This is a genomic window from Enterobacter sp. S-33 (assembly GCF_028735835.1).
Classification (GTDB): Bacteria; Pseudomonadota; Gammaproteobacteria; order Enterobacterales; family Enterobacteriaceae; genus Enterobacter; species Enterobacter vonholyi.
On sequence record NZ_CP117838.1, the window covers coordinates 1,152,771 to 1,175,386 of the forward strand.

The 22,616-nt window shown below is 54.9% G+C and carries 24 protein-coding genes and 1 pseudogene; 8 read left to right on the top strand and 17 right to left on the bottom strand.

The genetic code is table 11. The annotated features are described in order from the left end of the window. Window positions 1-168 precede the first annotated feature (168 nt). From nfsB to PUP35_RS05350, 3 genes are all read right to left on the bottom strand, one after another. Window positions 169-822: an oxygen-insensitive NAD(P)H nitroreductase gene (gene nfsB, locus PUP35_RS05340; protein ID WP_021241586.1), complete on the bottom strand. Its 654-nt coding sequence runs from the start codon at window positions 820-822 to the stop codon at window positions 169-171. A gap of 120 nt (window positions 823-942) precedes the next feature. Further along, window positions 943-1,311, bottom strand: coding sequence for an MmcQ/YjbR family DNA-binding protein (locus PUP35_RS05345; protein WP_274242261.1), 369 nt, complete (start codon window positions 1,309-1,311; stop codon window positions 943-945). Next, window positions 1,301-1,891 (bottom strand): TetR/AcrR family transcriptional regulator, encoded by a 591-nt coding sequence (locus PUP35_RS05350; protein ID WP_133293937.1) that lies wholly within the window; start codon window positions 1,889-1,891, stop codon window positions 1,301-1,303. The genes PUP35_RS05345 and PUP35_RS05350 overlap by 11 nt, the downstream gene beginning before the upstream one ends. Window positions 1,892-2,081: 190 nt before the next feature. On the opposite strand from PUP35_RS05350, the gene PUP35_RS05355 reads away from it, so the two are divergent. Both PUP35_RS05355 and PUP35_RS05360 read left to right on the top strand, forming a co-directional pair. Beyond that, on the top strand, window positions 2,082-3,185 hold the full coding sequence (locus PUP35_RS05355) for an MBL fold metallo-hydrolase (RefSeq protein WP_274242262.1): 1,104 nt from the start codon (window positions 2,082-2,084) through the stop codon (window positions 3,183-3,185). A 32-nt stretch (window positions 3,186-3,217) separates the two neighbouring features. Then, entirely contained in the window at window positions 3,218-3,559 is a 342-nt protein-coding gene (locus PUP35_RS05360; RefSeq protein ID WP_047650664.1) for a RamA family antibiotic efflux transcriptional regulator, read from the top strand. Between the two features lie 56 nt (window positions 3,560-3,615). Here PUP35_RS05360 and PUP35_RS05365 read toward each other — a convergent pair whose 3' ends face one another. Further along, window positions 3,616-3,864, bottom strand: a complete 249-nt coding sequence (locus tag PUP35_RS05365) for a DUF1158 domain-containing protein (protein WP_013097677.1) — start codon at window positions 3,862-3,864, stop codon at window positions 3,616-3,618. Between the two features lie 479 nt (window positions 3,865-4,343). Here PUP35_RS05365 and PUP35_RS05370 point away from each other — a divergent pair, with 479 nt between their 5' ends. The 3 genes from PUP35_RS05370 to PUP35_RS05380 all read left to right on the top strand — a co-directional run bounded on the left by PUP35_RS05370 (window position 4,344) and on the right by PUP35_RS05380 (window position 11,421). Beyond that, complete coding sequence (locus tag PUP35_RS05370) at window positions 4,344-7,052, top strand: cation-transporting P-type ATPase (protein ID WP_274242263.1); 2,709 nt, start codon at window positions 4,344-4,346, stop codon at window positions 7,050-7,052. 139 nt (window positions 7,053-7,191) lie between these two features. Next, window positions 7,192-8,256 (top strand): efflux RND transporter periplasmic adaptor subunit, encoded by a 1,065-nt coding sequence (locus PUP35_RS05375; protein WP_115874420.1) that lies wholly within the window; start codon window positions 7,192-7,194, stop codon window positions 8,254-8,256. 9 nt (window positions 8,257-8,265) lie between these two features. Further along, on the top strand, window positions 8,266-11,421 hold the full coding sequence (locus tag PUP35_RS05380) for an efflux RND transporter permease subunit (protein WP_274242264.1): 3,156 nt from the start codon (window positions 8,266-8,268) through the stop codon (window positions 11,419-11,421). Here PUP35_RS05380 and PUP35_RS05385 read toward each other — a convergent pair. Next, a complete protein-coding gene (locus PUP35_RS05385; RefSeq protein WP_274242265.1) occupies window positions 11,351-12,472 on the bottom strand; it encodes a YbdK family carboxylate-amine ligase in 1,122 nt (373 codons plus the stop codon). The genes PUP35_RS05380 and PUP35_RS05385 overlap by 71 nt on opposite strands. Window positions 12,473-12,576: 104 nt before the next feature. Between PUP35_RS05385 and PUP35_RS05390 the strand changes: the two genes are divergently transcribed. Next, window positions 12,577-13,467 (top strand): oxidoreductase, encoded by an 891-nt coding sequence (locus PUP35_RS05390; RefSeq protein ID WP_274242266.1) that lies wholly within the window; start codon window positions 12,577-12,579, stop codon window positions 13,465-13,467. Here PUP35_RS05390 and PUP35_RS05395 read toward each other — a convergent pair. After that, window positions 13,464-13,565, bottom strand: a pseudogene (locus PUP35_RS05395) (AraC family transcriptional regulator); the annotation flags it as partial. The gene PUP35_RS05390 and the pseudogene PUP35_RS05395 sit on opposite strands and share 4 nt — an antisense overlap. A gap of 166 nt (window positions 13,566-13,731) precedes the next feature. On the opposite strand from PUP35_RS05395, the gene PUP35_RS05400 reads away from it, so the two are divergent. After that, window positions 13,732-14,001 (top strand): DUF6678 family protein, encoded by a 270-nt coding sequence (locus tag PUP35_RS05400; protein WP_274242267.1) that lies wholly within the window; start codon window positions 13,732-13,734, stop codon window positions 13,999-14,001. A 115-nt stretch (window positions 14,002-14,116) separates the two neighbouring features. Here PUP35_RS05400 and PUP35_RS05405 read toward each other — a convergent pair whose 3' ends face one another. The 7 genes from PUP35_RS05405 to PUP35_RS05435 form a co-directional block, all read right to left on the bottom strand. Further along, the gene (locus PUP35_RS05405) at window positions 14,117-14,416 is read right to left on the bottom strand and encodes a hypothetical protein (RefSeq protein WP_274242268.1); all 300 of its coding nucleotides are present in this window, start codon (window positions 14,414-14,416) and stop codon (window positions 14,117-14,119) included. 230 nt (window positions 14,417-14,646) lie between these two features. Beyond that, window positions 14,647-15,150, bottom strand: a complete 504-nt coding sequence (locus PUP35_RS05410; RefSeq protein WP_274242269.1) for a DUF2569 domain-containing protein — start codon at window positions 15,148-15,150, stop codon at window positions 14,647-14,649. 281 nt (window positions 15,151-15,431) lie between these two features. Beyond that, entirely contained in the window at window positions 15,432-16,022 is a 591-nt protein-coding gene (locus PUP35_RS05415) for a hypothetical protein (RefSeq protein WP_115874426.1), read from the bottom strand. A 110-nt stretch (window positions 16,023-16,132) separates the two neighbouring features. Continuing rightward, on the bottom strand, window positions 16,133-16,543 hold the full coding sequence (locus PUP35_RS05420) for an Imm63 family immunity protein (RefSeq protein ID WP_115874427.1): 411 nt from the start codon (window positions 16,541-16,543) through the stop codon (window positions 16,133-16,135). A 69-nt stretch (window positions 16,544-16,612) separates the two neighbouring features. Further along, entirely contained in the window at window positions 16,613-17,032 is a 420-nt protein-coding gene (locus tag PUP35_RS05425) for a helix-turn-helix domain-containing protein (RefSeq protein WP_115874428.1), read from the bottom strand. Then, window positions 17,029-17,340 carry a type II toxin-antitoxin system HigB family toxin gene (locus PUP35_RS05430; protein WP_115874429.1) on the bottom strand — a complete coding sequence of 104 codons (312 nt, stop codon included), beginning with the start codon at window positions 17,338-17,340 and terminating at the stop codon, window positions 17,029-17,031. The genes PUP35_RS05425 and PUP35_RS05430 overlap by 4 nt, the downstream gene beginning before the upstream one ends. 325 nt (window positions 17,341-17,665) lie before the next feature. Further along, entirely contained in the window at window positions 17,666-18,562 is an 897-nt protein-coding gene (locus PUP35_RS05435; RefSeq protein ID WP_274242270.1) for a LysR family transcriptional regulator, read from the bottom strand. A gap of 129 nt (window positions 18,563-18,691) precedes the next feature. On the opposite strand from PUP35_RS05435, the gene PUP35_RS05440 reads away from it, so the two are divergent. Next, window positions 18,692-19,264 carry a flavin reductase family protein gene (locus PUP35_RS05440; RefSeq protein ID WP_115874431.1) on the top strand — a complete coding sequence of 191 codons (573 nt, stop codon included), beginning with the start codon at window positions 18,692-18,694 and terminating at the stop codon, window positions 19,262-19,264. 183 nt (window positions 19,265-19,447) lie between these two features. Here the strand turns inward: PUP35_RS05440 and PUP35_RS05445 are convergent, their stop codons facing one another. From PUP35_RS05445 to glnP, 4 genes are all read right to left on the bottom strand, one after another. Continuing rightward, complete coding sequence (locus PUP35_RS05445; RefSeq protein ID WP_115874432.1) at window positions 19,448-19,903, bottom strand: hypothetical protein; 456 nt, start codon at window positions 19,901-19,903, stop codon at window positions 19,448-19,450. Between the two features lie 231 nt (window positions 19,904-20,134). Next, window positions 20,135-21,166 carry a C45 family autoproteolytic acyltransferase/hydolase gene (locus PUP35_RS05450; RefSeq protein ID WP_115874433.1) on the bottom strand — a complete coding sequence of 344 codons (1,032 nt, stop codon included), beginning with the start codon at window positions 21,164-21,166 and terminating at the stop codon, window positions 20,135-20,137. A 21-nt stretch (window positions 21,167-21,187) separates the two neighbouring features. Continuing rightward, window positions 21,188-21,910: a glutamine ABC transporter ATP-binding protein GlnQ gene (glnQ, locus tag PUP35_RS05455; protein ID WP_024906944.1), complete on the bottom strand. Its 723-nt coding sequence runs from the start codon at window positions 21,908-21,910 to the stop codon at window positions 21,188-21,190. Between the two features lie 2 nt (window positions 21,911-21,912). Further along, entirely contained in the window at window positions 21,913-22,569 is a 657-nt protein-coding gene (glnP, locus tag PUP35_RS05460; RefSeq protein WP_024906945.1) for a glutamine ABC transporter permease GlnP, read from the bottom strand. Between the last annotated feature and the right edge of the window lie 47 nt (window positions 22,570-22,616).

Here is a 22,616-nt window from a genome sequence, read left to right on the forward strand (position 1 = left end):
TACGGAAAGAATATTATATAAAAAATATATGATGGATTTTATGAATAAGTATTTCTATGCTGTTACAAATTGCTGGGGGTATTTGTGAACTTTATCGAAGGAAGAATCATAACCCAAAGAAAGCGTCACTGAAAGCAGGCACGCCGGAACCCGACGTGCCAGAAGGGATCAGCACTCGGTCACAATCGTGCTCAGCGGCAGGCGAGATTTTGGCAGCGTGGCGTTGAAATCTTCCACGCTGTGATGCCCAACCGGCACCACCACCAGGCTGGTGAAGCCCTTCTCTTTCAGGCCAAACTCTTCGTCGAGGATCGCGGCGTCGAAACCTTCAATCGGTACTGCGTCCAGGCCCAGCGCAGCAACGCCCAGCAGGAAGTTACCGACGTTCAGGTAAACCTGCTTCGCCATCCACTGGTCGTCATCCTTCAGATCCACGCGGTGCATGTCGGCGAAGTAGGTGCGGCCCTTATGGTTCGCGGCTTTAGCTTCCGGCGTGTTGAAACGGCCATCGGCCTCTTCCTGGTCGACAACGCGCTCCAGCCATGCATCGTCCATCGCGGTTTTCGCGCAGAACACCACCACATGAGAGGCATCCAGCATTTTGCGTTCGTTGAACACATAGGTGCCCGCAGCGGATTTCGCCACGCGCGCTTTTCCTTCCTCGGTGCTGGCCACGATGAAGTGCCACGGCTGGGAGTTGGTGCTTGACGGGCTGTACTGCAGCAGGGTTTTGATTTTTTCCGCTTCTTCAGCGGTCAGTTTTTTGCTTGCGTCGAACGCCTTGGTGGAGTGGCGTTTCAGCGCAACAGAAATAATATCCATAACAACTCCTGATGATGAAATTCGCCCGCGTGCGGGCGCGAAAGGTGAGCAGATTACAGCGGGACGCGGAAAAAGATAAGGGCAATTCGAGCGCTTAATCTGTTCGTCTCAGACGAACAATCAGACCGGCCGGATCCACTTCTGGTCTTTTTTCGGCAGTTTATCCACCACCAGATGCCAGGAATCATTAATGAGATCGGTAACCAGTTCCGGCGTCACGTCTTCAGTGCCGTAAAGGGAAATCCAGTGCTTTTTGTTGAGGTGATAGCCCGGTTCAACGCCGCGATAAATCTGCTGATTTAACAGCGATTTTTCCGGGTCTGACTTCAGGCTGACGTGCGGCCGCCCGTGTGCGGCGGCCACAATCATGAAAATTTTTCCACCCACTTTAAACACGTCAAACTCCGGCCCGAACGGCCAGCAGTGTTCGGTAAACGGCAGCTCCAGCGCCACGCGTTTTGCGTGCTCCTGCAACGTTTTACTGTCCATCGCTCTCTTCCTGGGCAAGCCCGCGCCACATCACCTCAAAGCCGAGCGCTTTAAACTCAACGGCGCGGGACGGATCGCGGGTGGCAAATTCCATCGTGGATTCGGCCAGCGATAAGAAAAGCGCATCGCCAAACGTTTTAAATTCATCAGACATAAACACCTGACGCACCGAGCGGCGGCAGAGTTCATGCAGCTCCGGGAACATCTCTTTCACCGCCTGTTCCGTTTCGGTGCTCAGCTTTTCACTGACGCCAATCTGGCGGATCGCCGCATGCGCAACGGGGTTACGAATACCCCAGTCCACATAGCTGTTCCAGATATTGCGGGTATGTTCTTTAGGCAGCGTGATGGTGCGATCGAGGTTCGCGAGCATGGTCTGGCAGAGATCTTGCTTCAGGTGCAGATAGAGGGCATTCAGCAGATCGTCTTTCGTAGCAAAGTAGCGGAACAGGGTGCCTTCGGCGACGCCCGCCTTACGGGCAATAAGCGCCGTTGAGGCGGCAATACCTGACTGTGCAAACGCCACCGTTGCGGCTTCCAGTAAGGCCTGTTTTTTATCTTCACTCTTCGGACGTGCCACTAAATTTTTCCTCCTGTCAATTATAAAAACCTTGATTGAAACACGTGCTTTGACACGCTGCAACGCGGAATGTCAAAGATCGAAAACGTCTTGACGACTTTATCATCATATCTATAATGAGTGCTTACTCACTCATAATCAAGTTTACCCTGCGCACGCTATCGGATGGGGCGCGTTTTCGGGTCAGGATATGAAAAAAACTCTCTTCATCTGCGTGGTGTTAATCATGATTATTGCTTCAGCCGCGAGTTTACCGTTTGTTCTGAATGCCGGATTCGGCCAGCCGCCGCAGGGTGAACGACTTACTGAAGTGGAGGCCTCCCCACAGTATCGCGAGGGGAAATTCCACAATACGCTGCCGACGCCGGGTTATAACGGTGACAAAAATATGCTGGTCGCGATGTGGGAGTTTCTGACCAAAAAAACCGAAAACGCCCGCCCGACCCGGCCGCTGCCGCTGGTGAAAACCGATCTTGCGAGCCTGCCGCTGGAGCAGGACACCCTGGTGTGGCTCGGTCACTCATCGTGGTATCTGCGGCTCGCGGGTAAACGCATCCTGATTGACCCGGTTCTTGGCAACTATGCCGCGCCGTTCTCGTTCCTCAATAAGGCCTTTGCCGGCGAGTATCCGTGGCGCGCTGAACGCATGCCGGAGATCGACCTGCTGATTATTTCGCACGATCACTACGATCATCTGGATTACGCCACTATCAAGGCGCTACTGCCGAAGGTGAAGCGCGTAGTGACGCCGCTGGGCGTGGGATCCCACCTGCGCTACTGGGGGATGAAGCCCGAGATTATTGACGAGCGCGACTGGAACCAGTCGGTACGCATCAGCGATGAATTGACGGTGCAGGTTCTGCCAGCGCGTCACTTCTCCGGTCGCGGCATCAAACGCGATCGCACCTTGTGGGGCAGCTTCATGTTCGTCACGCCAGAGCAGAAGGTTTACTACAGCGGGGATTCCGGTTACGGCCCGCACTTCAAGGCCATCGGTGAACAGTTTGGCGAAGTGGACGTCGCCATCATGGAAAACGGCCAGTACGACCAGGACTGGAAGTACATCCACATGCTGCCGGAGGAAACGGCGCAGGCCTCGGCGGACCTGAACGCGAAAGCCGTGGTGCCGGGGCACAACGGACGCTTCGTGCTGGCGAAACACGCCTGGAACGATCCGCTGATCCAGCTGGCAAAAGCCAGCAAGGATAAAAATTATCGGTTGCTGACGCCGGAACTGGGCGAGCCCGTCCGGGTAAGCGACAGCGCACAAACCTTTCGTGCGTGGTGGGAATAATGTTTAAGCGAGAAGCAGAGGGGGACTGCAGTATGACCATTTCCGCTCAAGTCATCGACACTATCGTCGAATGGATCGACGACAATCTGCACCAGCCATTACGAATTGAAGAGATTGCCCGCCACGCGGGTTACTCGAAATGGCACCTGCAGCGGCTATTTATGCAGTACAAAGGGGAGAGTCTGGGGCGTTATATTCGTGAACGTAAGCTGCTGCTGGCGGCGCGCGATCTGCGAGAATCCGACGCCCGGGTGTACGACATCTGCCTGCGTTACGGGTTTGACTCGCAGCAGACGTTTACCCGTATCTTCACCCGTACGTTCAACCAGCCGCCTGGAGCGTACCGCAAGGAGAACCACAGCCGGACGCATTGAACGCAAACCAAAACAAGCCGGGCCAGGCGAAGCCGCCACCCGGCTTTTTTATTGGCTCAGGATGCCAGGGAAAACCACCGTCGCCAGACGAAACGCAGCACGAAGAATTCAATCGCCCCGAGCAGTAAAAACCACACGCAGAACAGAATGGTGTAAAGCTGGTTAAGATCGACCATGTGAAAGGTCTGAACCAGCTTCTGCGCCAGCACCAGCCCAAGCGAAGGCGCCGGGAGCAGCAGGCACGAAAGCAGGGCCAGTAATAAAATGCCGCCTGCGGTGAGCAGCGATTCTAGCGGGTGTTTCATCGTAATGTTAATCGTCAGTTAAAAATGTCATTGTCCGGCATTCTGTAACGTAAAGCAATATCAGCCCCGCTGACCCTTTTGAATAAAACAAAGACATTATTACTGCGCACAAATAACAACATACGACCCGGCGTTTATATTAATATCGCGTTATGTAAATAAACGTCCGTATCAGGAAAATAATTTTACAAATGTATAGGTGCTATAACCAATTAACGTGGCAATAACAATGGCCGCGATAACGTATAACACCAGTCTGCGCCCGCGATAAATACCCCACATGGTTCCCCCTCGTTTAGTTTTGGTTTAGAAATATTTTGTAAAAATCAGATCATCGAAATAGTTTTAATCAGTTTTGAATAACCGAGAAGTCATTATATTGCGGTAGATCAATTTTACCCGCAAGACTTTAAAATGAATTTATTTAAGCCCGAAAGGAATTCAGGCTTCTGTTCACCGGAAATTGAAGGAAAAATACGATGACTGAAAAAAAATTGACTCCTAACGTGCCGCCTTCCGGCGGGCTGGCATACCAGCAGACCGTAGAGCAGGCTCTTGCACATGCGCAGAGCCAGGCAAGCGGTCTGGACCGTGCAGAGGCGCAGGCGCGTCTGCAAAAAACAGGTCCGAACGCGCTGCCGGAGAAAAAAGGCAAACCCGCCTGGCTGCGTTTCTTAGCCCATTTTAATGATGTGCTGATTTATGTCCTGCTGGCCGCCGCCGTATTAACGGCAGTAATGGGCCACTGGGTTGATACGCTGGTTATTTTGGGCGTCGCGGTAATCAATGCCCTAATTGGTCATATTCAGGAAAGCAACGCGGAAAAATCCCTGAAGAGTATTCGTAATATGCTCGCCAGCGAGGCGCGCGTTATTCGTAACGGCAGTCACGAAACAATCCCCACAACTGAAATCGTCCCGGGCGATATTATTGTATTACGCGCGGGGGATCGTATTCCGGCGGATATGCGTTTAATCGAAGCGCATAATTTACGCGTGGAAGAGGCGATTCTGACCGGTGAATCCACCGTGGTGGATAAACACGTTAATCCACTTAGCGGGGAATTACCGCTGGGCGATCGCACCAACATGGTCTTCTCCGGGACGACCGTCAGCGCGGGCGGCGGTATCGGTGTGGTCACCGCGACCGGTAAAGATACGGAACTCGGCCACATCAACCAGATGATGGCGGGTATCGAAAAGCACCGTACGCCGCTGCTGGTGCAGATGGACAAGCTGGGTAAAGCGATTTTCGTGATTATTCTGGCGATGATGGCCGCGCTGTTTGTCTTCAGCCTGGCGTTCCGCGAGATCCCGATGGGCGAGCTCCTGCTCTCCCTGATTAGCCTGGCGGTGGCCTCCGTACCGGAAGGTCTGCCGGCCATTATCTCCATCATCCTTTCGCTGGGCGTGCAGGCGATGGCGCGCAAGCGGGCGATTATCCGCAAGCTGCCGACGGTTGAAACGCTCGGCGCGATGACCGTGGTCTGCTCGGATAAAACCGGCACCCTGACCATGAACGAGATGACGGTTAAAGCGATCATCACCGCCGACGCCTGCTACCGCGTGGACGGCAACAGCTACGAGCCGGTAGGCAACATCTATCTGGAAGGTAGCGACGAGCCGGTCCACATCCAGCCGGGCACCGTGCTGGAGCAGTACCTGCGTACCATCGACCTGTGTAACGACAGCCAGCTGATTCAGGACGAGCGCGGCCTGTGGGGCATCACCGGTGGGCCGACCGAGGGCGCGCTGAAGGTGCTGGCGGCGAAGGCCAGCCTTGAGCCGGTAATGACCACGCTGGTTAACAAGATCCCGTTCGACTCGCAGTACAAGTACATGAGCACCCACTACCAGATTGGCAGCGAGGAGCAGATCCTGATCACCGGCGCGCCGGACGTGATTTTTGCCCTGTGTTCGCAGCAGCAGACCCGTCACGGTACGGAAGCCTTCAACCGCACGTACTGGGAAAGTGAGATGGAGCGCTATGCGCGTCAGGGGCTGCGCATGGTCGCCGCGGCGTTCAAGCCGGCGAACGGCGAGCAGGAACTGACGCACGATGACCTGAGCCACGGCCTGATCTTCCTCGGCATCGCCGGGATGATGGATCCGCCGCGTCCGGAAGCGATTGACGCGATTAACGCCTGCCAGCTGGCGGGGATCCGCGTGAAGATGATCACCGGGGATCACCCGCAGACGGCGATGAGCATCGGCCAGATGCTGGGGATCGCCAACAGCGAGCAGGCGGTCACCGGCTACGAGCTGGAGAAGATGGACGACGCCGCGCTGGCGGAAGCCGCGGTGAAGTATGACATCTTTGCCCGTACCAGCCCGGAGCATAAGCTGCGCCTGGTGAAAGCGCTGCAGGACAAAGGCGAAATCGTTGGCATGACCGGCGACGGCGTAAACGACGCCCCGGCGCTGCGTCAGGCGGACGTGGGCATCGCGATGGGCATCAAGGGCACGGAAGTGACCAAAGAGGCGGCGGATATGGTCCTTACGGACGATAACTTCGCCACCATCGCCAGCGCGGTGAAAGAGGGGCGTCGCGTTTACGACAACCTGAAGAAGACCATCCTGTTCATCATGCCGACCAACCTGGCGCAGGGGCTGCTGATTGTGATTGCGCTGCTGGCGGGGAACATTATTCCGCTGACGCCGGTGCTGATTCTGTGGATGAACATGGCCACCTCAGCCACGCTCTCCTTTGGCCTGGCCTTCGAAGCTGCCGAGCGCAACATCATGCGCCGCCCGCCGCGTCAGACCGGGCAGCACGTGATGGACGCCTACGCCGTCTGGCGCGTGGCCTTCGTCGGTACCATGATTGCCATCGCCGCCTTTGCGCTGGAAGCCTGGCTCGCCCCGCGCGGCCACAGCGCGGAGTTCATCCGCACCGTGCTGCTGCAGATGCTGGTCTGCGCCCAGTGGGTATACATGATTAACTGCCGCAACATCGAAGGGTTCTCCCTCAACCGTGGTCTGCTGGCAAACAAAGGGATCTGGCTGGTGACGGGCGTGCTGTTCCTGCTCCAGGCGGCGATTATCTACCTGCCGTTTATGCAGATGCTGTTCGGTACCGAAGCCCTGCCGCTGCGCTACTGGTTTGTGACCCTGGCCGTTGCAGGCGTGATGTTCTTCGTCGTCGAAATTGAGAAGCGACTGACCCGCAGGTTCCGTAAGTCTGCATAACTAAAACCTTACCCCTCACCCTAACCCTCTCCCCACAGGGGAGAGGGGACAGTCTGGTACTCTCCCCTGGGCTCGGTTTTCTCCCTCGCCCCTCAGGGGAGAGGGCCGGGGTGAGGGGAGACAACGCTGAGGTACTCCCATGAAACTTCCACTCCTGTTCGCACTTCTTGTCAGTACCCTGCAACCCGTCTTCGCCGCTGCGATCCCCGTTCGGGTCGCCACCGTGGAGCAAACCGCCCACGCCGCCGAGCGCCAGATCCCGGGCCGCATCGAAGCCATCCACACCGTTGAGCTACGGGCGCGTACGGAAGGCATGATTACCAAAATTAACTTCCGCGACGGGCAGTACGTGAAAAAAGGCGACGTGCTGTTTGAGCTGGACGACGCCGAGCCGCGCGCTGCCCTGCGCCTGGCGCAGGCCGAAGTGAAAAGCACCGAAGCCACGCTGCGCCAGGCGCAGCAGCAGCTTTCCCGCTTTGAAAGTCTCGGCAGCAGCAACGCCATCAGCCGTCACGACGTGGACAACGCCCGCATGCAGCGCGACGTCGCCAGTGCCGCTCTCGAGCAGGCGAAGGCCCGGCTCGAAGCCCGCAACGTCACCCTGGGCTACACCCGAATCACCTCGCCAATTGACGGCCGCGTGGGCCACAGCAGCTTCCACGTGGGTAGCCTGGTCAACCCAGCGAGCGGCGTTTTGGTGGAGGTGGTGCAGCTTGACCCGATACGTATCGCCTTTGCGCTGGAAGAGGGGGCATTTTCCACCAAAGCCGGACAGCATGCGGATATCAACGCCATGAAGCGTGCCTGGCAGGCGCTGATCGACAGCAACGGCCAGCGCGTCAGCGGCGAGCTGACGTCAGTGGATAACCGCATTGACCCGCGTACCGCCAGCGTGATGCTGCGCGCCGAGTTTGCCAACCCGCGCCATCAGCTCCTGCCCGGCGGCAATGTGAACGTGTTTTTGCGTCCGGCAAGCGAGCAGCCGGTGCTGACCCTGCCTGCCGCAGCGGTGCAGCAGAACGGCGACGGGTTCTTTGCCTGGGTGGTTAATGCCGACGGAAAAGCCGAAATGCGCCCGCTGAAGGTCGCCGGACAGATCGGCCAGCAGTTCCGGATTTTATCCGGCGTGAAGTCCGGTGAGCGAGCGATTACTGACGGTGCGCAGCGCGTGCAGCCCGGCGCTGCTGTCCAGATACTGAATTAAGGAGCCATCATGCTGACGTTTTTCATCAAACGCCCGCGCTTCGCGATGGTGATTGCGCTGGTCATCACCCTGCTGGGGGCCATTGCGCTGAGGATTATTCCGGTGGAGCAGTACCCGCAGATCGCGCCGCCGGTGGTGAACGTCTCTGCCAGCTGGCCGGGCGCCAGCTCGGCTGACGTGGCGGAGGCCATCGCCACGCCGCTGGAGACGCAGCTGAACGGCGTGGACCATATGCTCTACATGGAGTCAACCAGTTCGGACGAAGGCACTTACAGCCTGAACATTACCTTTGCGGCGGGCACGGATCCGGATCTCGCGGCCATCGACGTGCAAAACCGCGTGGCGCAGGCCGTGGCGCAGCTGCCGACCGAGGCGCAGCAAAATGGCGTGCAGGTGCGCAAGCGTGCCACCAACCTGATGATGGGGGTAAGTCTTTACTCACCGAACAACACCCACACGCCGCTGTTCGTCAGCAACTACGCCAGCACCCAGGTGCGCGAGGCGCTGTCGCGTCTGCCCGGGGTGGGGCAGGTGCAGATGTTCGGCGCGCGCGACTACAGCATGCGCATCTGGCTGCGCCCGGACCGCATGAACGCCCTGAACGTCACCACCGACGACGTGGCGCAGGCGCTGCGCGAGCAGAACGTGCAGGGGGCGGCGGGCCAGGTGGGCACGCCGCCGGTATTCAACGGCCAGCAGCAGACCCTGACCATCAACGGGCTGGGGCGCTTAAGCCAGGCCGACGACTTTGCCGACATCATCATCCGCGCGGGGGATATGGGCCAGCTGGTGCGCCTGAAGGACGTCGCCACCATCGAGCTCGGCTCGCGCAGCTACAGCTCCGGCGCGCAGCTGAACGGGCACGACTCCGCTTATCTCGGCATCTACCCTACGCCGTCCGCCAACGCCCTGCGCGTGGCCGACGCGGTGCGCGCGGAGCTGGAGCGTCTCTCGACGCGCTTCCCGGATGACCTGGTCTACGAGGTGAAGTTCGACACCACCTCCTTTGTTGCCGCGACCATTAAAGAGATCGGCGTCTCGCTGGCGCTGACGATGCTGGCGGTGGTGGTCGTGGTGTCCCTGTTCCTGCAGAGCTGGCGAGCGACGCTGATTGTCGCCCTCGCCATTCCGGTGTCGCTGGTGGGCACCTTCGCGGTGCTCTACACGCTCGGCTACTCCGCCAACACCCTCAGCCTGTTTGCCATTATTCTGGCGCTGACCATGGTGGTGGATGACGCCATCGTGGTGGTGGAGAGCGTCGAAACGCTGATGGCGGAAGGGCAGAGCCGCACGGCGGCGACCGCGCTGGCGCTGCGCCAGATTGCCGGGCCGGTCATCGCGACGACGCTGGTGCTGCTGGCGGTATTTGTGCCGGTGGCGCTGCTGCCGGGCATTGTCGGCGAGCTGTACCGCCAGTTCGCGGTTACGCTTTCCACCGCCGTGACGCTCTCAAGCCTGGTAGCGCTGACCCTGACGCCCGCCCTGTGCGCGATGCTGCTGCGTCCGCGCCCGGTGAAACCGGCGGCAGTCTATCGCGCCTTTAACCGCGGGCTGGACGCCACGCGCGGTTTCTACACCCGCATCGTGAATGTCTTAAACCTGCGTCCGTGGCTGGCGCTGCTGGTCACCGCAGGCGCGGCGGCAGTCGTGCTGTTCAGCTTTACGTCGATGCCAAAAGGCTTCCTGCCGCAGGAGGACCAGGGCTACTTCTTCGCCAGCGTCCAGCTGCCGGAAGCGGCCTCGCTGGAGCGCACCGAAGCGGTGATGACCACCGCGCGGGAGCTGATCGCCAAACATCCGACGGTGGAGGACGTGATTCAGGTCTCCGGGTTTAACATCCTCAACGGCACCAGCGCCTCCAACGGCGGGTTTATCTCCATCATGCTGAAGGACTGGAGCGAGCGTCCGCCGCTGGAGGAGGTGATGGGCACCCTGCAGCGCCAGCTGCTGGCCCTGCCGGAAGCCACCATCATGACCTTCGCGCCGCCGACGCTGCCGGGGCTGGGCAACGCCTCCGGCTTTGACCTGCGCATCCAGGCTCAGGCGGGGCAGAGCCCGGCGGAGCTGGAGCGCGTGACGCGAGAGGTGCTGGTGAAAGCCAACCAGCACCCGCAGCTGACCCGCGTGTTCACCACCTGGAGCAGCAACGTGCCGCAGCTGACGCTGACCGTTGACCGCGAGCGCGCCGCCCGCCTCGACGTGCCGGTATCGCGCATCTTCAGCAGCCTGCAGACCGCCTTTGGCGGCACGCGCGCCGGGGATTTCAGCATCAATAACCGCGTCTACCACGTGGTGATGCAGAACGAGATGCAGTGGCGCGAGCGCGCCGAACAAATCAGCGAGCTGTTCGTGCGCAGCAACAGCGGCGAGCGGGTACGCCTGAGCAACCTCGTCACCATCACGCCGACCGTCGGCGCGCCGTTCCTCCAGCAGTACAACCAGTTCCCGTCCGTGTCGGTGAGCGGCTCGGCAGCAACTGGGGTGAGCAGCAGCACCGCGATGGCGGTGATGGGCGAGATCCTGGCGGCAAGCTTGCCTGCGGGGTACGACTACGCCTGGAGCGGCATGTCTTATCAGGAGCAGCAGACCGGCAATCAGGCAATATGGATCGTGCTGGCGGCGGTGGTGATGGCGTGGCTGTTCCTCGTCGCCCAGTACGAGAGCTGGACGCTCCCGGCGAGCGTGATGCTCTCGGTGCTGTTCGCCCTCGGCGGGGCGCTGGTCTGGCTATGGATGGCGGGCTACGCCAACGACGTGTACGTGCAGATTGGTCTGGTATTGCTGATAGCATTAGCGGCCAAAAACGCGATTCTTATCGTCGAGTTCGCCCGTGCGCGGCGGATGGACGGAATGGCGATTGTCGATGCCGCGCGGGAAGGGGCCTCGCGCCGCTTCCGTGCGGTGATGATGACCGCCGTATCGTTCATTATCGGCGTTCTGCCGATGATGCTGGCGACCGGCGCAGGAGCCCAGAGCCGCCGCATCATCGGCACTACGGTCTTCAGCGGCATGCTGGTGGCGACCGTGGTGGGGATCCTGTTCATCCCGGCCCTGTTCGTGCTGTTCCAGCGCCTGCGCGAGTGGGGCCACGGCCTTACGGACTCGTCGCCCACAGCTCGCAGTGCTTCTGCACCAGAGAAATTAGCGAGCCGCCGTCGGCAATAAAGTCCCGCATGCGCTGCGCCTCGCTCTTGCCCTGCTTTAACAGCAGGGCAATTTCATTGATTGCGCTCGTCGCGCCGAGCTTATCGGCCGACGGCGCCACCTGCTCCAGCAGCCAGGCGATGTCTTCCGCCACGGTTCGTTGCTCGCCGGTATGCACGTCCGTCAGGATCCCCTCCAGCCCGTAGCGACACGCCTGAAAACGGTTAAAGCGGTAGAGCAGAAAATCCCGTTCCTGATGCTTATACGGCCGCGAGGTCAGCAGCCAGTGGGACGTCGCCTGAATAAGCCCGGCGATGTTAATCGCGTGGCCGAGCGTCAGCGGCGTATCCATCACCCGCACCTCCACGGTGCCGAAGTGCGGGCTGGGGCGAATATCCCAGTGCAGATCCTTGATGCTGTCGATCATGCTGGTGGAGCTCAGGCGGCGGAACAGCCCCTCGAACTCCTGCCAGCTGTTGACCCACGGCATCTGTCCGTTATCCGGGAACCCGGAGAAGATATTGAGCCGCGACGAGGAGAACTTCGTGTCGGTGCCTTGCATGTACGGCGAGGCGGCCGCCAGGGCAATAAAGTGCGGCACAAAGCGCGACAGGCCGTGCAGGAGGTAAATGGCGTCATCCCCGGTCCGGCAGCCGACGTGAACGTGCTGACCGAATACCGTCGCCTGCAAAATCAGATAGCCAAAGCGCTCCAGCGTGACGTTATAGCGCTCGTCGTCGCACACCTCCTGGCGCTGCCATTTCTGGAACGGGTGCGTCCCACCGCCGCAGATCTGGATATGCTGCTCCGCCGCCGCGCGCAGGATGCTCTGCTGCATCACCGAGAACTGCGCCGCCGCCTGGTCGATGGTCTGACACACGCCGGTGGCGATTTCGAGCATGCTTTCGGTGATATCGTGTTTGACTTCACCGCCTTTGATGTCGTCTTTGACGGCGGCGATGAGCGCGGAGGAGTCCTGGCTGAGATCGTAGCCCGGCGGGTTAACCACCTGCAGTTCGAGCTCGATGCCAAGGGTGAACGGTTCAGAGGATTTGAAATCGGGTAAAGGCATGGCGCACTCCGTTGTCTGTGAATGTTGAGTATAGACAACGGGAGTGGCGCGCTCGTCTCAGGGTGGTATAACTGATAGCAGGCTTAGCAAAAGGGGAGTGACTCATGTCTGACTATCCAACCATTGCGCTGATAGGACCCGGTGCGATTGGCACCACCATTGCCGCGGTACTGCATGACGCTGGCCGCACGCCATTGCTCTGCGGACGGACCGCGCATCCGGAATTACGCCTGCGCCATGACGAAGGTGAAACGGTGGTGCCCGGTCCGGTACTAACCGACCCGACGGCCATCACGCGCCCCGTCGATCTTGTTTTTGTGGCGGTGAAAACGACGCAAAACGCCGACAGCGCCGGATGGCTGCGCGCGCTGTGCGATGAAAATACGGTGGTCTGCGCCCTGCAAAACGGCGTAGAGCAGAAGGCTCAGCTTGAGCCTTTGGTCAGTGGCGCGACTGTGCTGCCGTCGGTGGTCTGGTTCCCGGCGCAACGCGAGCCGGATGCCTCCGTCTGGCTGCGCGCCAAACCGCGCCTGACGCTGCCGGACGTGCCTCAGGCGCAGCGGGTGGTGCAGGCGCTTCACGGTACGCGCTGTGAAGTTGAGCTCTCGGCAGATTTCCCTACCGTCGCCTGGCGCAAGCTGCTGCAAAATGCGGTCGCCGGGCTGATGGTGCTCGCCAACCGCCGCGCCGGAATGTTCAGGCGCGAGGATATTAGCGAACTTTCGCTGGCCTACCTGCGCGAGGGGCTGAGCGTCGCCCGCGCCGAAGGGGCGAAGCTGAACGATGACGTAGCGCAGGAGATCCTGGCGAACTTCCAGCGCGCGCCTGAGGACCTCGGCACGTCGATTCTCGCTGACCGTCAGGCGGATCGTCCGATGGAGTGGGATATCCGCAACGGCGTGATCCAGCGCTACGGCCGCAAACACGGCATTGCGGTGCCCATCAGCGACGTGGTGGTACCGCTGCTGGCGGCGGGGAGCGAGGGGCCGGGTTAACGGTTACTGTTTTTCCGTTCGGCAAAGTAATGGGCGGGCGTGCTGCCCATCGCTTTTCTGAACATGGTGATAAACGCGTTCACGGATTCGTACCTGAGAGTGGGGGGCGATAGAGAGGCGGGAAGATAAGTGAATATGAATTTCAGCTTTGTGCCATAATTTTACGTGGTTATCCTGGTAGCGTGTTAATCTGTCGGGAGCAGAACCCGGGAGGTTCAAATGCTTTATAGCTGCATGAATAATACAAAATGGAATGAGATCCGCATGGCAATGGTTAGCATGGAATCTCCCCCCTTATGGAAAATCACTTTTCTCAATGGCTATGAATCTGCAGTTGATGGCGAGTGGTTTTACCATTTCTGTGAAGGTGGCTATTTGGATATCAAGTATCTTGATATTATGACACACTCAGTAGAACAACATACCATGGTAGGTACTATTCTTCGCGCTATTCATCTCCCTGGAATCGAGGTATCAACTGGTTATAGAATTTGGGGATACGCAGATTCGGTCAGCTATGTAGATTATCTTTAACTAGATAAAATCGTTTCATGGCTAACAGGAATAAGTTAGTCTTTGCGTAGAATTGGCCTCTACTCCTCACTGTCTAAGCGTTACGCTGAAAGTTATTAATTCAAAGTCAATACAATCAGACATCTTCCCATAGCGGCATCAATTCTCCAGGTAATTGTTCCTTATCAAACCCCTCAAACCAATACACTGAGCCTTGCGGTCCAATAATCGGCACTTCTCCCCACCCCGGATGAAACAATGCGCGACTCCAGTCAGGCTTGAGACGACCACGCCGTTTAAGGCGCTGACCATTACACGCAGTTGCTCGTATTGAAGGAAAATTAATAAAGAAACTTAACGGCATTTTCTCTTTGCGCGCACGTTGTAATTGCCTTGATATCCAGTCCTGGTTACGTCTGCGAAGTTTTTGTTTCATTGGCTACTGTTCTGATTCTACTCACTTATCAATCAATGCTCTCACTGTAATCCGACGCCATGCTTTCTACAAGAGTGTCCGTTCTTAACTCAGTGCGGACCTTACCCACTTTTCTGCCCTTTCCGTATCATGAGCAGACGGTGATAGCGTCCGCTCAATGTTGATGACTGTATGTGCATTAGTATAGCCATGCATCTTCTGTCATCAAAATGATGAAGCCACTCGTGCTTTTATCGGATAAACGTTCTTTTTACGCGAACAGAGGTTATGAAATAGGGAATCCAAATTAAAGCCGTAATTACGTTTCTAAAAACAGGTACAAGCTCATTATATCCAATTTCAGCGCCAGGAATTAATGTGTAAAGCAGATAGGTATTAAATGACATTGTCGTCACGATTGATATTAAAAACAAAATGTAAAGCTTTGGTAGCGATTTCTTCTTTCTTAGGAAAAATGAAAGGACGGTGGCTGTAAAAAGAAACTCGCCAATATAAATAACCAGGGAAACTATGAAGAAAATTTTTGCATTTGCATTCAGGTGCCAATAATTATCTATCGTAAATTTAAATGCATCTGTCATTGCAAAAAGATAGGAAGCAGCAGTAACCACTAATCCTATAAGGGGGAGAAAAAGAAATCCTCCAATTTTCCTGAAATTTTTATCTTCACAACTGTCGCAAAACTCTCTGTCCTGAGGTATTTCGACCCCACACTTTATGCATCCCCATTCCATATATGGACCTTTGAAGTATTTTATAATTTACAATAGATTAAACGAAGTCTATTACAAACGCAACTGACTGATAAATAAGTATGCTGTGCAGGTAACTTTTTCGAGTAAATTTGTGTTAAGGGGAGATTCCCGCAGCACAGATATTCATTCTAAGTTCCTACCACGGACCGCGCTTTGCTAATAACGGTTCCTAAAACATTTCTTTCCGACAGTTCCCGACCGGAAACGAATATTTAAAGTAAAGTGCTACCGCTGAACACCATAAGGTTCTCTGTTGCACTTCAGTCCAGCTTCTCGATACTCATCCTAACCGCTTTCAGCGTTCTCCTGCGGATCCAGCCGCTGCCCGCCCGTATTACCAGCCAGTAAGCCACCATCATGAGCCGGGTGCTCCTGTCCGGGCAAAAGACGAACGTTTCCGTACTGAGTTCATGCTGGCCTGGCGCCAGTTCCTTTACCTGGTAGCGCAGCAACAGTGTCGCGCTGCCCGGCACGGCAGGCGTCTGAAACGCGCTGGCATCCGGCACGCTTTCCAGACCGAAATCTGCACGCCAGAATTGCCCTCTTAAGCCATAGCAAAGCTCCGATGCTGAATCTTTCAAAAGGGTGAAACTGTGTAGACCAAAGTTGCTGATTGAATCAGCCTGCTGATCGCGCAGAAGTTTTTGCGGTAATTGCCGCAAAGCCATCAACCGACGAATCACAGCATCTTGCCGGACGTCAAAGTTGGCAATCAACGGCAGAATATATTCAGGGTGCGCAGTATGAATGACCGTTCGGTGTTTTTCATGAAACTGGAACTGAGGTAAAAAAGCGGGGACATCCTGCCACTGAGCAAGCGCTTTGCGGGTTACGAATCCAGGATTCAGCATTTCTCTTCCTTGTCATCCCTTGAGTGCAGCCAGAGTATCAGATGGCGTGCTGCAGGCAATCACCAGGAAAAGAGAGGGGGTAGGGCAGTAAATGTAACAAGCCGGTTGGGTTAACGATGTTCGCTTCTTTGCGAATTGAGCAGCTGAGTGATTTCTTTGCGCTTTCTTGTTGCCCATTCGGGCTTGACTGAGAGCATTAAACTGTATTCCTTTCTGAAATAAACTTCTCTGTATTCCCGTTCAGATGAATGTTTTGCTGCATAGGTTGAGGCCAGCCCCGCCACGGCACTCTCCACAAACCAATAAAGAATTTCATCGTCACTGAGCGTTACTTTTCGCTGTATTTCAAGACCCCTTTCACTGATGATAAAATGATATTCTTTCCCGTGAATTTCCAGATAGGGAGTTGCAACCCCATCAGGTAGGTCAGGGATAAAGAAGTAATGATTTGGTCTTGTGCCTCCCCCAAGTTGCTCACCTATTTTTAGAAGTTCGTTTCGTAGTTCTTCAATCGTTTTCATCAGCATTCCTTTGTTATTTTATGTGAACCACTCATTTTCGCAGAATGGGTGCACAGAGTCTGCTCGCGATCACTTCCCCACAAACGCACTCACAGGCAAACCGAAACGCTTCGCCAGCGCACGCATATGATCCAGGGTCAATGTGCGCTGTCCATTAAGGATCCGACTTACCAGAGACTTTTTGCCAATCTCGTTCTCGAAATCGCTCTGAGTGAGTTGGTACTGATCCATCAATGTTCGTAATAACGCAACGCCTGACGGAATGCGGGCAACACGCGCGTTAAATTCTGCAAACTCCGGAGACTCGTTTTCGTATTTATCGATTTTCGCGGTAAGCATCTCTACCAGCGGGCTATCGGGTTCGTGCTCAATAAGATGTTCCACCATCGCCAGAGCATCCTCGTAATCTTGTCGCGACGGGCTTGAGCCCAGGAAGGGAAGCTCGTTAGTCAGCTCGTTTGCCGCTTTGATGGCTGCTGCATAATTCATTCTTTCGTTCTCCGGTAGAGGTCCGTGAGCTTGTCATACTCTGCGTGCGTGCTGATGTGTTTAATGAAGATCTTTCCCCGCTCAAAATCAGCAAAAAATATTACTCTTAAATGTCCGCCACCTACATCAATGACCCACCATTTTTCCCGGTATTTCATCCGGTCCAGGGTGGGAAAGCGCTTTCGCATGTCGCCTGGTGACGAGTAGTGTTCCTTCTTTAGTACCCGGTAAAGATCGTCCAGGGCGAGTGCTTGATTGGGAAAATGTCTGGTCGCCGTATCGAAAGGCGCTCTTGAGACTACGTGCATCCTTGCCCTTTGTTTCCAGATTGGAAACATTATAGGTTGTGGTTGGTGAGTTGACAATGTGGAAACAACGATGGGCTGCAGTTTCCACATGCTCGTGATTACGGTTCTCATCTATTGAGTGCGCACACTTTAAGAGGTAGTGGTGAGAAATCAAAGTGAATGGCATGGTTAGGTTTTGGGTATTTATTTGATTTGCGTAGCGTATTCAGTAATTATTGAATGAGAAGGATTTCAGTGGGTGAAGGTTTTGCATACAGGAGTATATGGAAGTGTGTGAAAGATGCGTCCGCTTTGTGCCAGCAGCGGACGTTGCGCGGTATGTTAGTTATGATACGAAATGTTTGCGTAAGATTTTTTCTAATAGTGAAAAAATTACTGTGACCCTTTTTGGAGTAACCGTCTGATAAGGCCGATATAAATAAAATTGCCATTTCTCCTGTCGCAGTTCTGGCAGGGGTTTTATGAGTTGACCATTTGCTAAGTACTCTCTACAGATAAAATCGCTGGACTGTACAACCGTTTTGCCAGCCAAAGCGGCCTGAATTTCTGCGTATGGGTCCGTAGTATAAAATTTAATATGACGAGGGACAAAGGTATTCACTGCGTCACTCATAAATTCAAAGATTTTTCCCGTTTCAGGATTAAGTAAACCACTGAATGGATAACGTTGCCGAAGATCTTCTAAATCCGTTGGAGCTCCCAGGCGCGCAACGAGTTCTGGGGATGCTACTAAAATATGTTCCACCTGCGTGATATTTTTAATGATAAAGTTTGGATTAGGTTCTCGCCCGACGCGTATACCTATATCGATACGATGCTCGACAGTATCAAGTTTCATCATGTCTAAACGCCAGTCGATAAATAATTCAGGATATGGGCGTAGCGCAGTCAATAGTTCATATAATACTTGTTCATGCTTTGGAAATCGAAGCGACGTGATACGGACAATGCCCTTCATTTCATTATCATCTTTCGCCGTCTGAAATAGTTTTTCCGAATCCTCAAGCAGTCGCCTGGCTTGAGGTAAAAAAAGCTCACCGAAGCTTGTGAGAAAGATCGAGCGAGTATTGCGTCTGAAAAGGGGTTCATCAAGCTGTTTCTCCAGCTCAGCGATTGTTCGTGTTACAACCGATGGTGAAACCGAAAGCTTTATAGAGGCTTCGCGGAAGTTGAGGGTCTCAGCGGCGATGATAAAAAACTTCAGAGCATCAAGTTTGTTCATGATTGTTGTGAAAGTTGCAATAATGTTTTTTGATATTAGCAATTAATTTGCAATTATTCCAATCGTATAATCAAACCATCAAACAAGTAATCTATCGTATCCTTTTATCAGAACTTTGAAGAGTAATTTATGGCAATACAACCAGTAGAATTAAACAAAGCCTATCGTTTATTGCAGCTCGGGCCAACGACGATGATATCGGCTAAAAATAATGGTATTGAAAATGTCATGGCTGCTGCCTGGGTGGGATTAGTAGGCAATAACAAAGTGATGGCTTTTATAGGTCCACAGGCATTTACACGCGGCCTTGTCGAAAAAAGTGGATATTACGTTGTCCAGGTCCCAGTAGTAAATCAGATGGAAATGGTTTTATATGCAGGCGGTCACAGTTATTCTGACACACCCGAAAAAAACAATAAAATCCCACTTTTTTATCAGAAAGAGTTTGATCTGCCTTTAGTTGTAGGTTGCGCTGGCTGGCTAGTCTGTAAGGTTATACCCAATGAAGAAAATGAAAAGCAGCACAACTTGTTCATGGGGGAAATTGTCGGAGCATGGAGTGATGACCGCGTTTTCAGGAATGGGCACTGGATTTTTGATGATGCGCCTGATGAACTACGTACTGTCCATTACGTAGCTGGCGGACAGTTTTACGCCATTGGCAAAGGTACAAAATTTAATTATGGTCCGGGAAAAGACTAATCCTTACTTCTGTATAAATGTAGCCATAGAAAATAGCTACATAGAGGTAAGAACACCAAAATCAACCCATTAAAGATGTCCGCTCTTCGCTCTTAACAGACAATCAATAAATAACATTGTATTTTGTATGAGGCCGAAATTCTGCTTCTTACCCAGCAGAATTCCAGCCTTCCATCACCCGTCTCAGTGCGCCGTGATATACGGCTCCTTCACAAACTCCGCCAGCAGCCAGACCATATCATGCAGCAGCCCGGTCAGTTCTTTCGCCACGCTCATGGGCAGTGTTCCGCCCATCACCGCCAGCGTTAACGCTACGGCATAATCCACCTGCAACGTCGTTTCCTGCCAGCAGTCCGGCACGCAGGAGTTTATCTTTTCCCCCGAAATTAGCTGTTCAACCAGATACGGCGGAAGTTCCGAGTCACAGCACTCGCGCAGCCGTTTCAGCGCAGCCAGTAATCGCGTACAGTGCATGGCAAACGTCACCGCGTCGTCAGTTTCCACCAGTACGCTTACGTAAGCGGCGCAGGCATCGGACAGTTCGAAGAGATCCGCGGAATCGGAATTTGGGTGGTTGATGAGATGATGAACAGCGCTTTCCTCAGAAAGCGCGTAGGAAAATTCAGGGATAGTCGCCATTTAGCATCCTCTTTGTCCAAAAATGTCATGTCATGCTAACGGGTTCCTACGCCCGGTTACGGATGTGCCGCAACGCAGGCACTTTACGGCGGTGAAAAAAGGAAGGAAAGGGGATGCCCCTGAATTACATAAGGTTGCTTGCAGGTTTGCGAGGCGGCTTCCAGAACGGCATTGCCGGGTGGCGGCTACGCCTGACCCGGCCTACAAAAATCACAGCCCTGTAGGCCCGCGCTAGCGCAGCGCCGCCGGGCATTCCTGCTGTAAAACGGGTTTTTGCCGATCGTGAGTGAATATCTGCCATTTTATGTCCGACGTACTCAGGGTAAAAATGGCCGTGGCCAGCGTGTTCTCTTCATCCGGGTCCTGTGGCGAGAGACGATAAATCGGGAGCGCGGGATCATGCTGGTCTGAAAGAATACCCAGAGCCGCTGCAGCATCAAGGTGAGATTGCGTCTCCAGCCAGGCGTTTAGCCGCTGCTGGCGTGACCGGGAGCTGTCAGTGATTACCTGCTCAACCGCATCAAGCTGAGGGTGGATAAGGTGATTAGCATGGGCGAAAACGTCCCGCAGCGGCGTGACGGAACAGCCTGTTCCCGTCGCCTCCACGCTGAACAGCCGGTTGTCTCCCATTTGTCCCAGCGTATGATGAAAGGCTCCGGCGCGTGGTGATGAGGTCAGTATAGTGATAGCTTCATCCAGGCTGGCGGCATTCAGCGCAGCGCGGGCAAGTATCTGGCGCGGCATGCCGTCCGGACGGTGCAAAGCGCGTATGTTATTCACCGTATTCACTACGCCCTTTTCGTTTACGGCGAAGGTATGTCCGCAAATCGATCCCGGATAAGCAAAACTGGTGAACGCCAGGCCGTCATCCGGGGTGATGCTGACGATGGCGCAGTCATTGCGAAGCTGCGGGAAACCGTCTTCATTATGCGCGATAATCAGCTCTCCCACAGCGGTGCTTCCCGCTACCGTGGTGCAGCCATCAGAGGTTGAGCGCACCAGATCGCCGCGGCAGTTCCAGGCAAACACCTCATCAAACGGTGCATCCAGGCCCTCGGCCAATCCCTCCAGCTCCTGCCAGATTAGTGGATACGCAGACTGCACCAGCGAGCGCATGCTCCGGGTCTGTTCTGCGTCTTTCATAGCGGTAACGGTTTGCCACAGCGCCGTTTGCGTCAGTTTTGCATGCCAGGCCTCGCGTCCGAACGCCCCAAGCGCCTGACCTACTGCAAAAGCGGAACCACGAATGTCGATTTTTTTCATAGGGTTATCATTCACTTCTGTTCAGGATACGTGTTGCAAAAATTCTTTCAGGCGTGGATTGCGACTGCTATTCAGCAGCATATCAGGTGGACCATCTTCGGCAATGGTACCGCCATCAATAAAGATGAGCCGCGATGCCACATCGCGGGCGAAGCCGATTTCATGGGTCACAATCACCATGGTCATGCCTTCTTCGGCCAGCGAGCGCATGACTTTCAGCACCTCATGCCGTAATTCGGGGTCCAGGGCTGAGGTCGGCTCATCGAACAGCATCATTTTCGGCTTCACCGCCAGGGCTCTGGCGATGGCCACGCGTTGCTGCTGACCGCCAGATAGCTCTGATGGGTAGTGACTGGCGCGTTCGCGTAAGCCAACGCGGTCCAGCAGCGCCAGCGCCTGTTCCCGCGCGGCGGCTTTGCTCTGTTTGCGTACGCGAACCGGACCAAACATCACATTCTCCAGCGCCGTCAGGTGGGGAAACAGATGGAACTGCTGAAACACCATCCCGGCTTCACGGCGGATATCACATTCGTTAGCGTGAGGATCGGTAATATGCATTCCCGCTACCAGCAGCGTGCCGGAGGAAATTTCCTCCAGCTTGTTAATGCAGCGCAGCAGCGTCGATTTGCCCGAACCGGAAGGTCCGATGATCACCACGACTTCGCCAGCATCAATTTTTAAATTGATGTCGTGCAGCACCTGAGTGGCGCCGAAATTTTTCGACACCGCGCTAAATTCAACCATGCTCATAAAATATGGATCCTCTTCTCCAGTTGCTTCAGCAGGAAACTCAGGCACAGCGTCACCAGCAGGTAGATCATTGCCACTGCGGTCCAGACTTCCAGCGCGCGGAAATTACCGGCAATAATTTCTTGCCCCTGACGAGTCAATTCCGCCACACCAATCACAATAAACAGCGAGGTGTCTTTAATACTGATAATCCACTGATTGCCTAGCGCAGGGATCATACGGCGTAATGCCAGCGGCATAATGACATGCCATAGCGTGCTGCGCTGGGATAATCCCATTGCCAGGCTGGCCTCTCTAAAACCTTTATTAATTGAGAGGATCGCTCCTCGGGTGATTTCTGCAATATAAGCACCCGAGTTAATCACAATGGTCGTAATGGCCGCCGTTACCGGGTCGATATGAATCGGTAACACCATGGGGAGTGCGAAGTAAATAAACATCACTTGCACCATAATAGGCGTTCCGCGGATTAACTCGACAAAGACTAAAGAGACTGTCTTTGATATTTTTCCTCCGAGCGCCCGGCAGGTTCCCGCCAGCAGGCCAATAACAAAACCACCCAATAAACCTGATAATGAAATAATCAGCGTCAGCTGTAGTCCTTGCAACAGCAGCGGCAGGGACTCCCAAATATATTTACTGTCGAAATTCATATGTTACCCGTTAAGATGCAACGAGGTCGGATCGCTCCGACCTGGCG

Excerpts from the sequence above, each read along its gene's own strand:
- nfsB (WP_021241586.1), bottom strand. The coding sequence starts at position 822 with ATGGATATTATTTCTGTTGCGCTGAAACGCCACTCCACCAAGGCGTTC.
- PUP35_RS05345 (WP_274242261.1), bottom strand. The coding sequence starts at position 1,311 with ATGGACAGTAAAACGTTGCAGGAGCACGCAAAACGCGTGGCGCTGGAG.
- PUP35_RS05355 (WP_274242262.1), top strand. The coding sequence starts at position 2,082 with ATGAAAAAAACTCTCTTCATCTGCGTGGTGTTAATCATGATTATTGCT.
- PUP35_RS05360 (WP_047650664.1), top strand. The coding sequence starts at position 3,218 with ATGACCATTTCCGCTCAAGTCATCGACACTATCGTCGAATGGATCGAC.
- PUP35_RS05365 (WP_013097677.1), bottom strand. The coding sequence starts at position 3,864 with ATGAAACACCCGCTAGAATCGCTGCTCACCGCAGGCGGCATTTTATTA.
- PUP35_RS05370 (WP_274242263.1), top strand. The coding sequence starts at position 4,344 with ATGACTGAAAAAAAATTGACTCCTAACGTGCCGCCTTCCGGCGGGCTG.
- PUP35_RS05375 (WP_115874420.1), top strand. The coding sequence starts at position 7,192 with ATGAAACTTCCACTCCTGTTCGCACTTCTTGTCAGTACCCTGCAACCC.
- PUP35_RS05380 (WP_274242264.1), top strand. The coding sequence starts at position 8,266 with ATGCTGACGTTTTTCATCAAACGCCCGCGCTTCGCGATGGTGATTGCG.
- PUP35_RS05385 (WP_274242265.1), bottom strand. The coding sequence starts at position 12,472 with ATGCCTTTACCCGATTTCAAATCCTCTGAACCGTTCACCCTTGGCATC.
- PUP35_RS05390 (WP_274242266.1), top strand. The coding sequence starts at position 12,577 with ATGTCTGACTATCCAACCATTGCGCTGATAGGACCCGGTGCGATTGGC.
- PUP35_RS05400 (WP_274242267.1), top strand. The coding sequence starts at position 13,732 with ATGGCAATGGTTAGCATGGAATCTCCCCCCTTATGGAAAATCACTTTT.
- PUP35_RS05405 (WP_274242268.1), bottom strand. The coding sequence starts at position 14,416 with ATGAAACAAAAACTTCGCAGACGTAACCAGGACTGGATATCAAGGCAA.
- PUP35_RS05410 (WP_274242269.1), bottom strand. The coding sequence starts at position 15,150 with ATGGAATGGGGATGCATAAAGTGTGGGGTCGAAATACCTCAGGACAGA.
- PUP35_RS05415 (WP_115874426.1), bottom strand. The coding sequence starts at position 16,022 with ATGCTGAATCCTGGATTCGTAACCCGCAAAGCGCTTGCTCAGTGGCAG.
- PUP35_RS05420 (WP_115874427.1), bottom strand. The coding sequence starts at position 16,543 with ATGAAAACGATTGAAGAACTACGAAACGAACTTCTAAAAATAGGTGAG.
- PUP35_RS05425 (WP_115874428.1), bottom strand. The coding sequence starts at position 17,032 with ATGAATTATGCAGCAGCCATCAAAGCGGCAAACGAGCTGACTAACGAG.
- PUP35_RS05430 (WP_115874429.1), bottom strand. The coding sequence starts at position 17,340 with ATGCACGTAGTCTCAAGAGCGCCTTTCGATACGGCGACCAGACATTTT.
- PUP35_RS05435 (WP_274242270.1), bottom strand. The coding sequence starts at position 18,562 with ATGAACAAACTTGATGCTCTGAAGTTTTTTATCATCGCCGCTGAGACC.
- PUP35_RS05440 (WP_115874431.1), top strand. The coding sequence starts at position 18,692 with ATGGCAATACAACCAGTAGAATTAAACAAAGCCTATCGTTTATTGCAG.
- PUP35_RS05445 (WP_115874432.1), bottom strand. The coding sequence starts at position 19,903 with ATGGCGACTATCCCTGAATTTTCCTACGCGCTTTCTGAGGAAAGCGCT.
- PUP35_RS05450 (WP_115874433.1), bottom strand. The coding sequence starts at position 21,166 with ATGAAAAAAATCGACATTCGTGGTTCCGCTTTTGCAGTAGGTCAGGCG.
- glnQ (WP_024906944.1), bottom strand. The coding sequence starts at position 21,910 with ATGGTTGAATTTAGCGCGGTGTCGAAAAATTTCGGCGCCACTCAGGTG.
- glnP (WP_024906945.1), bottom strand. The coding sequence starts at position 22,569 with ATGAATTTCGACAGTAAATATATTTGGGAGTCCCTGCCGCTGCTGTTG.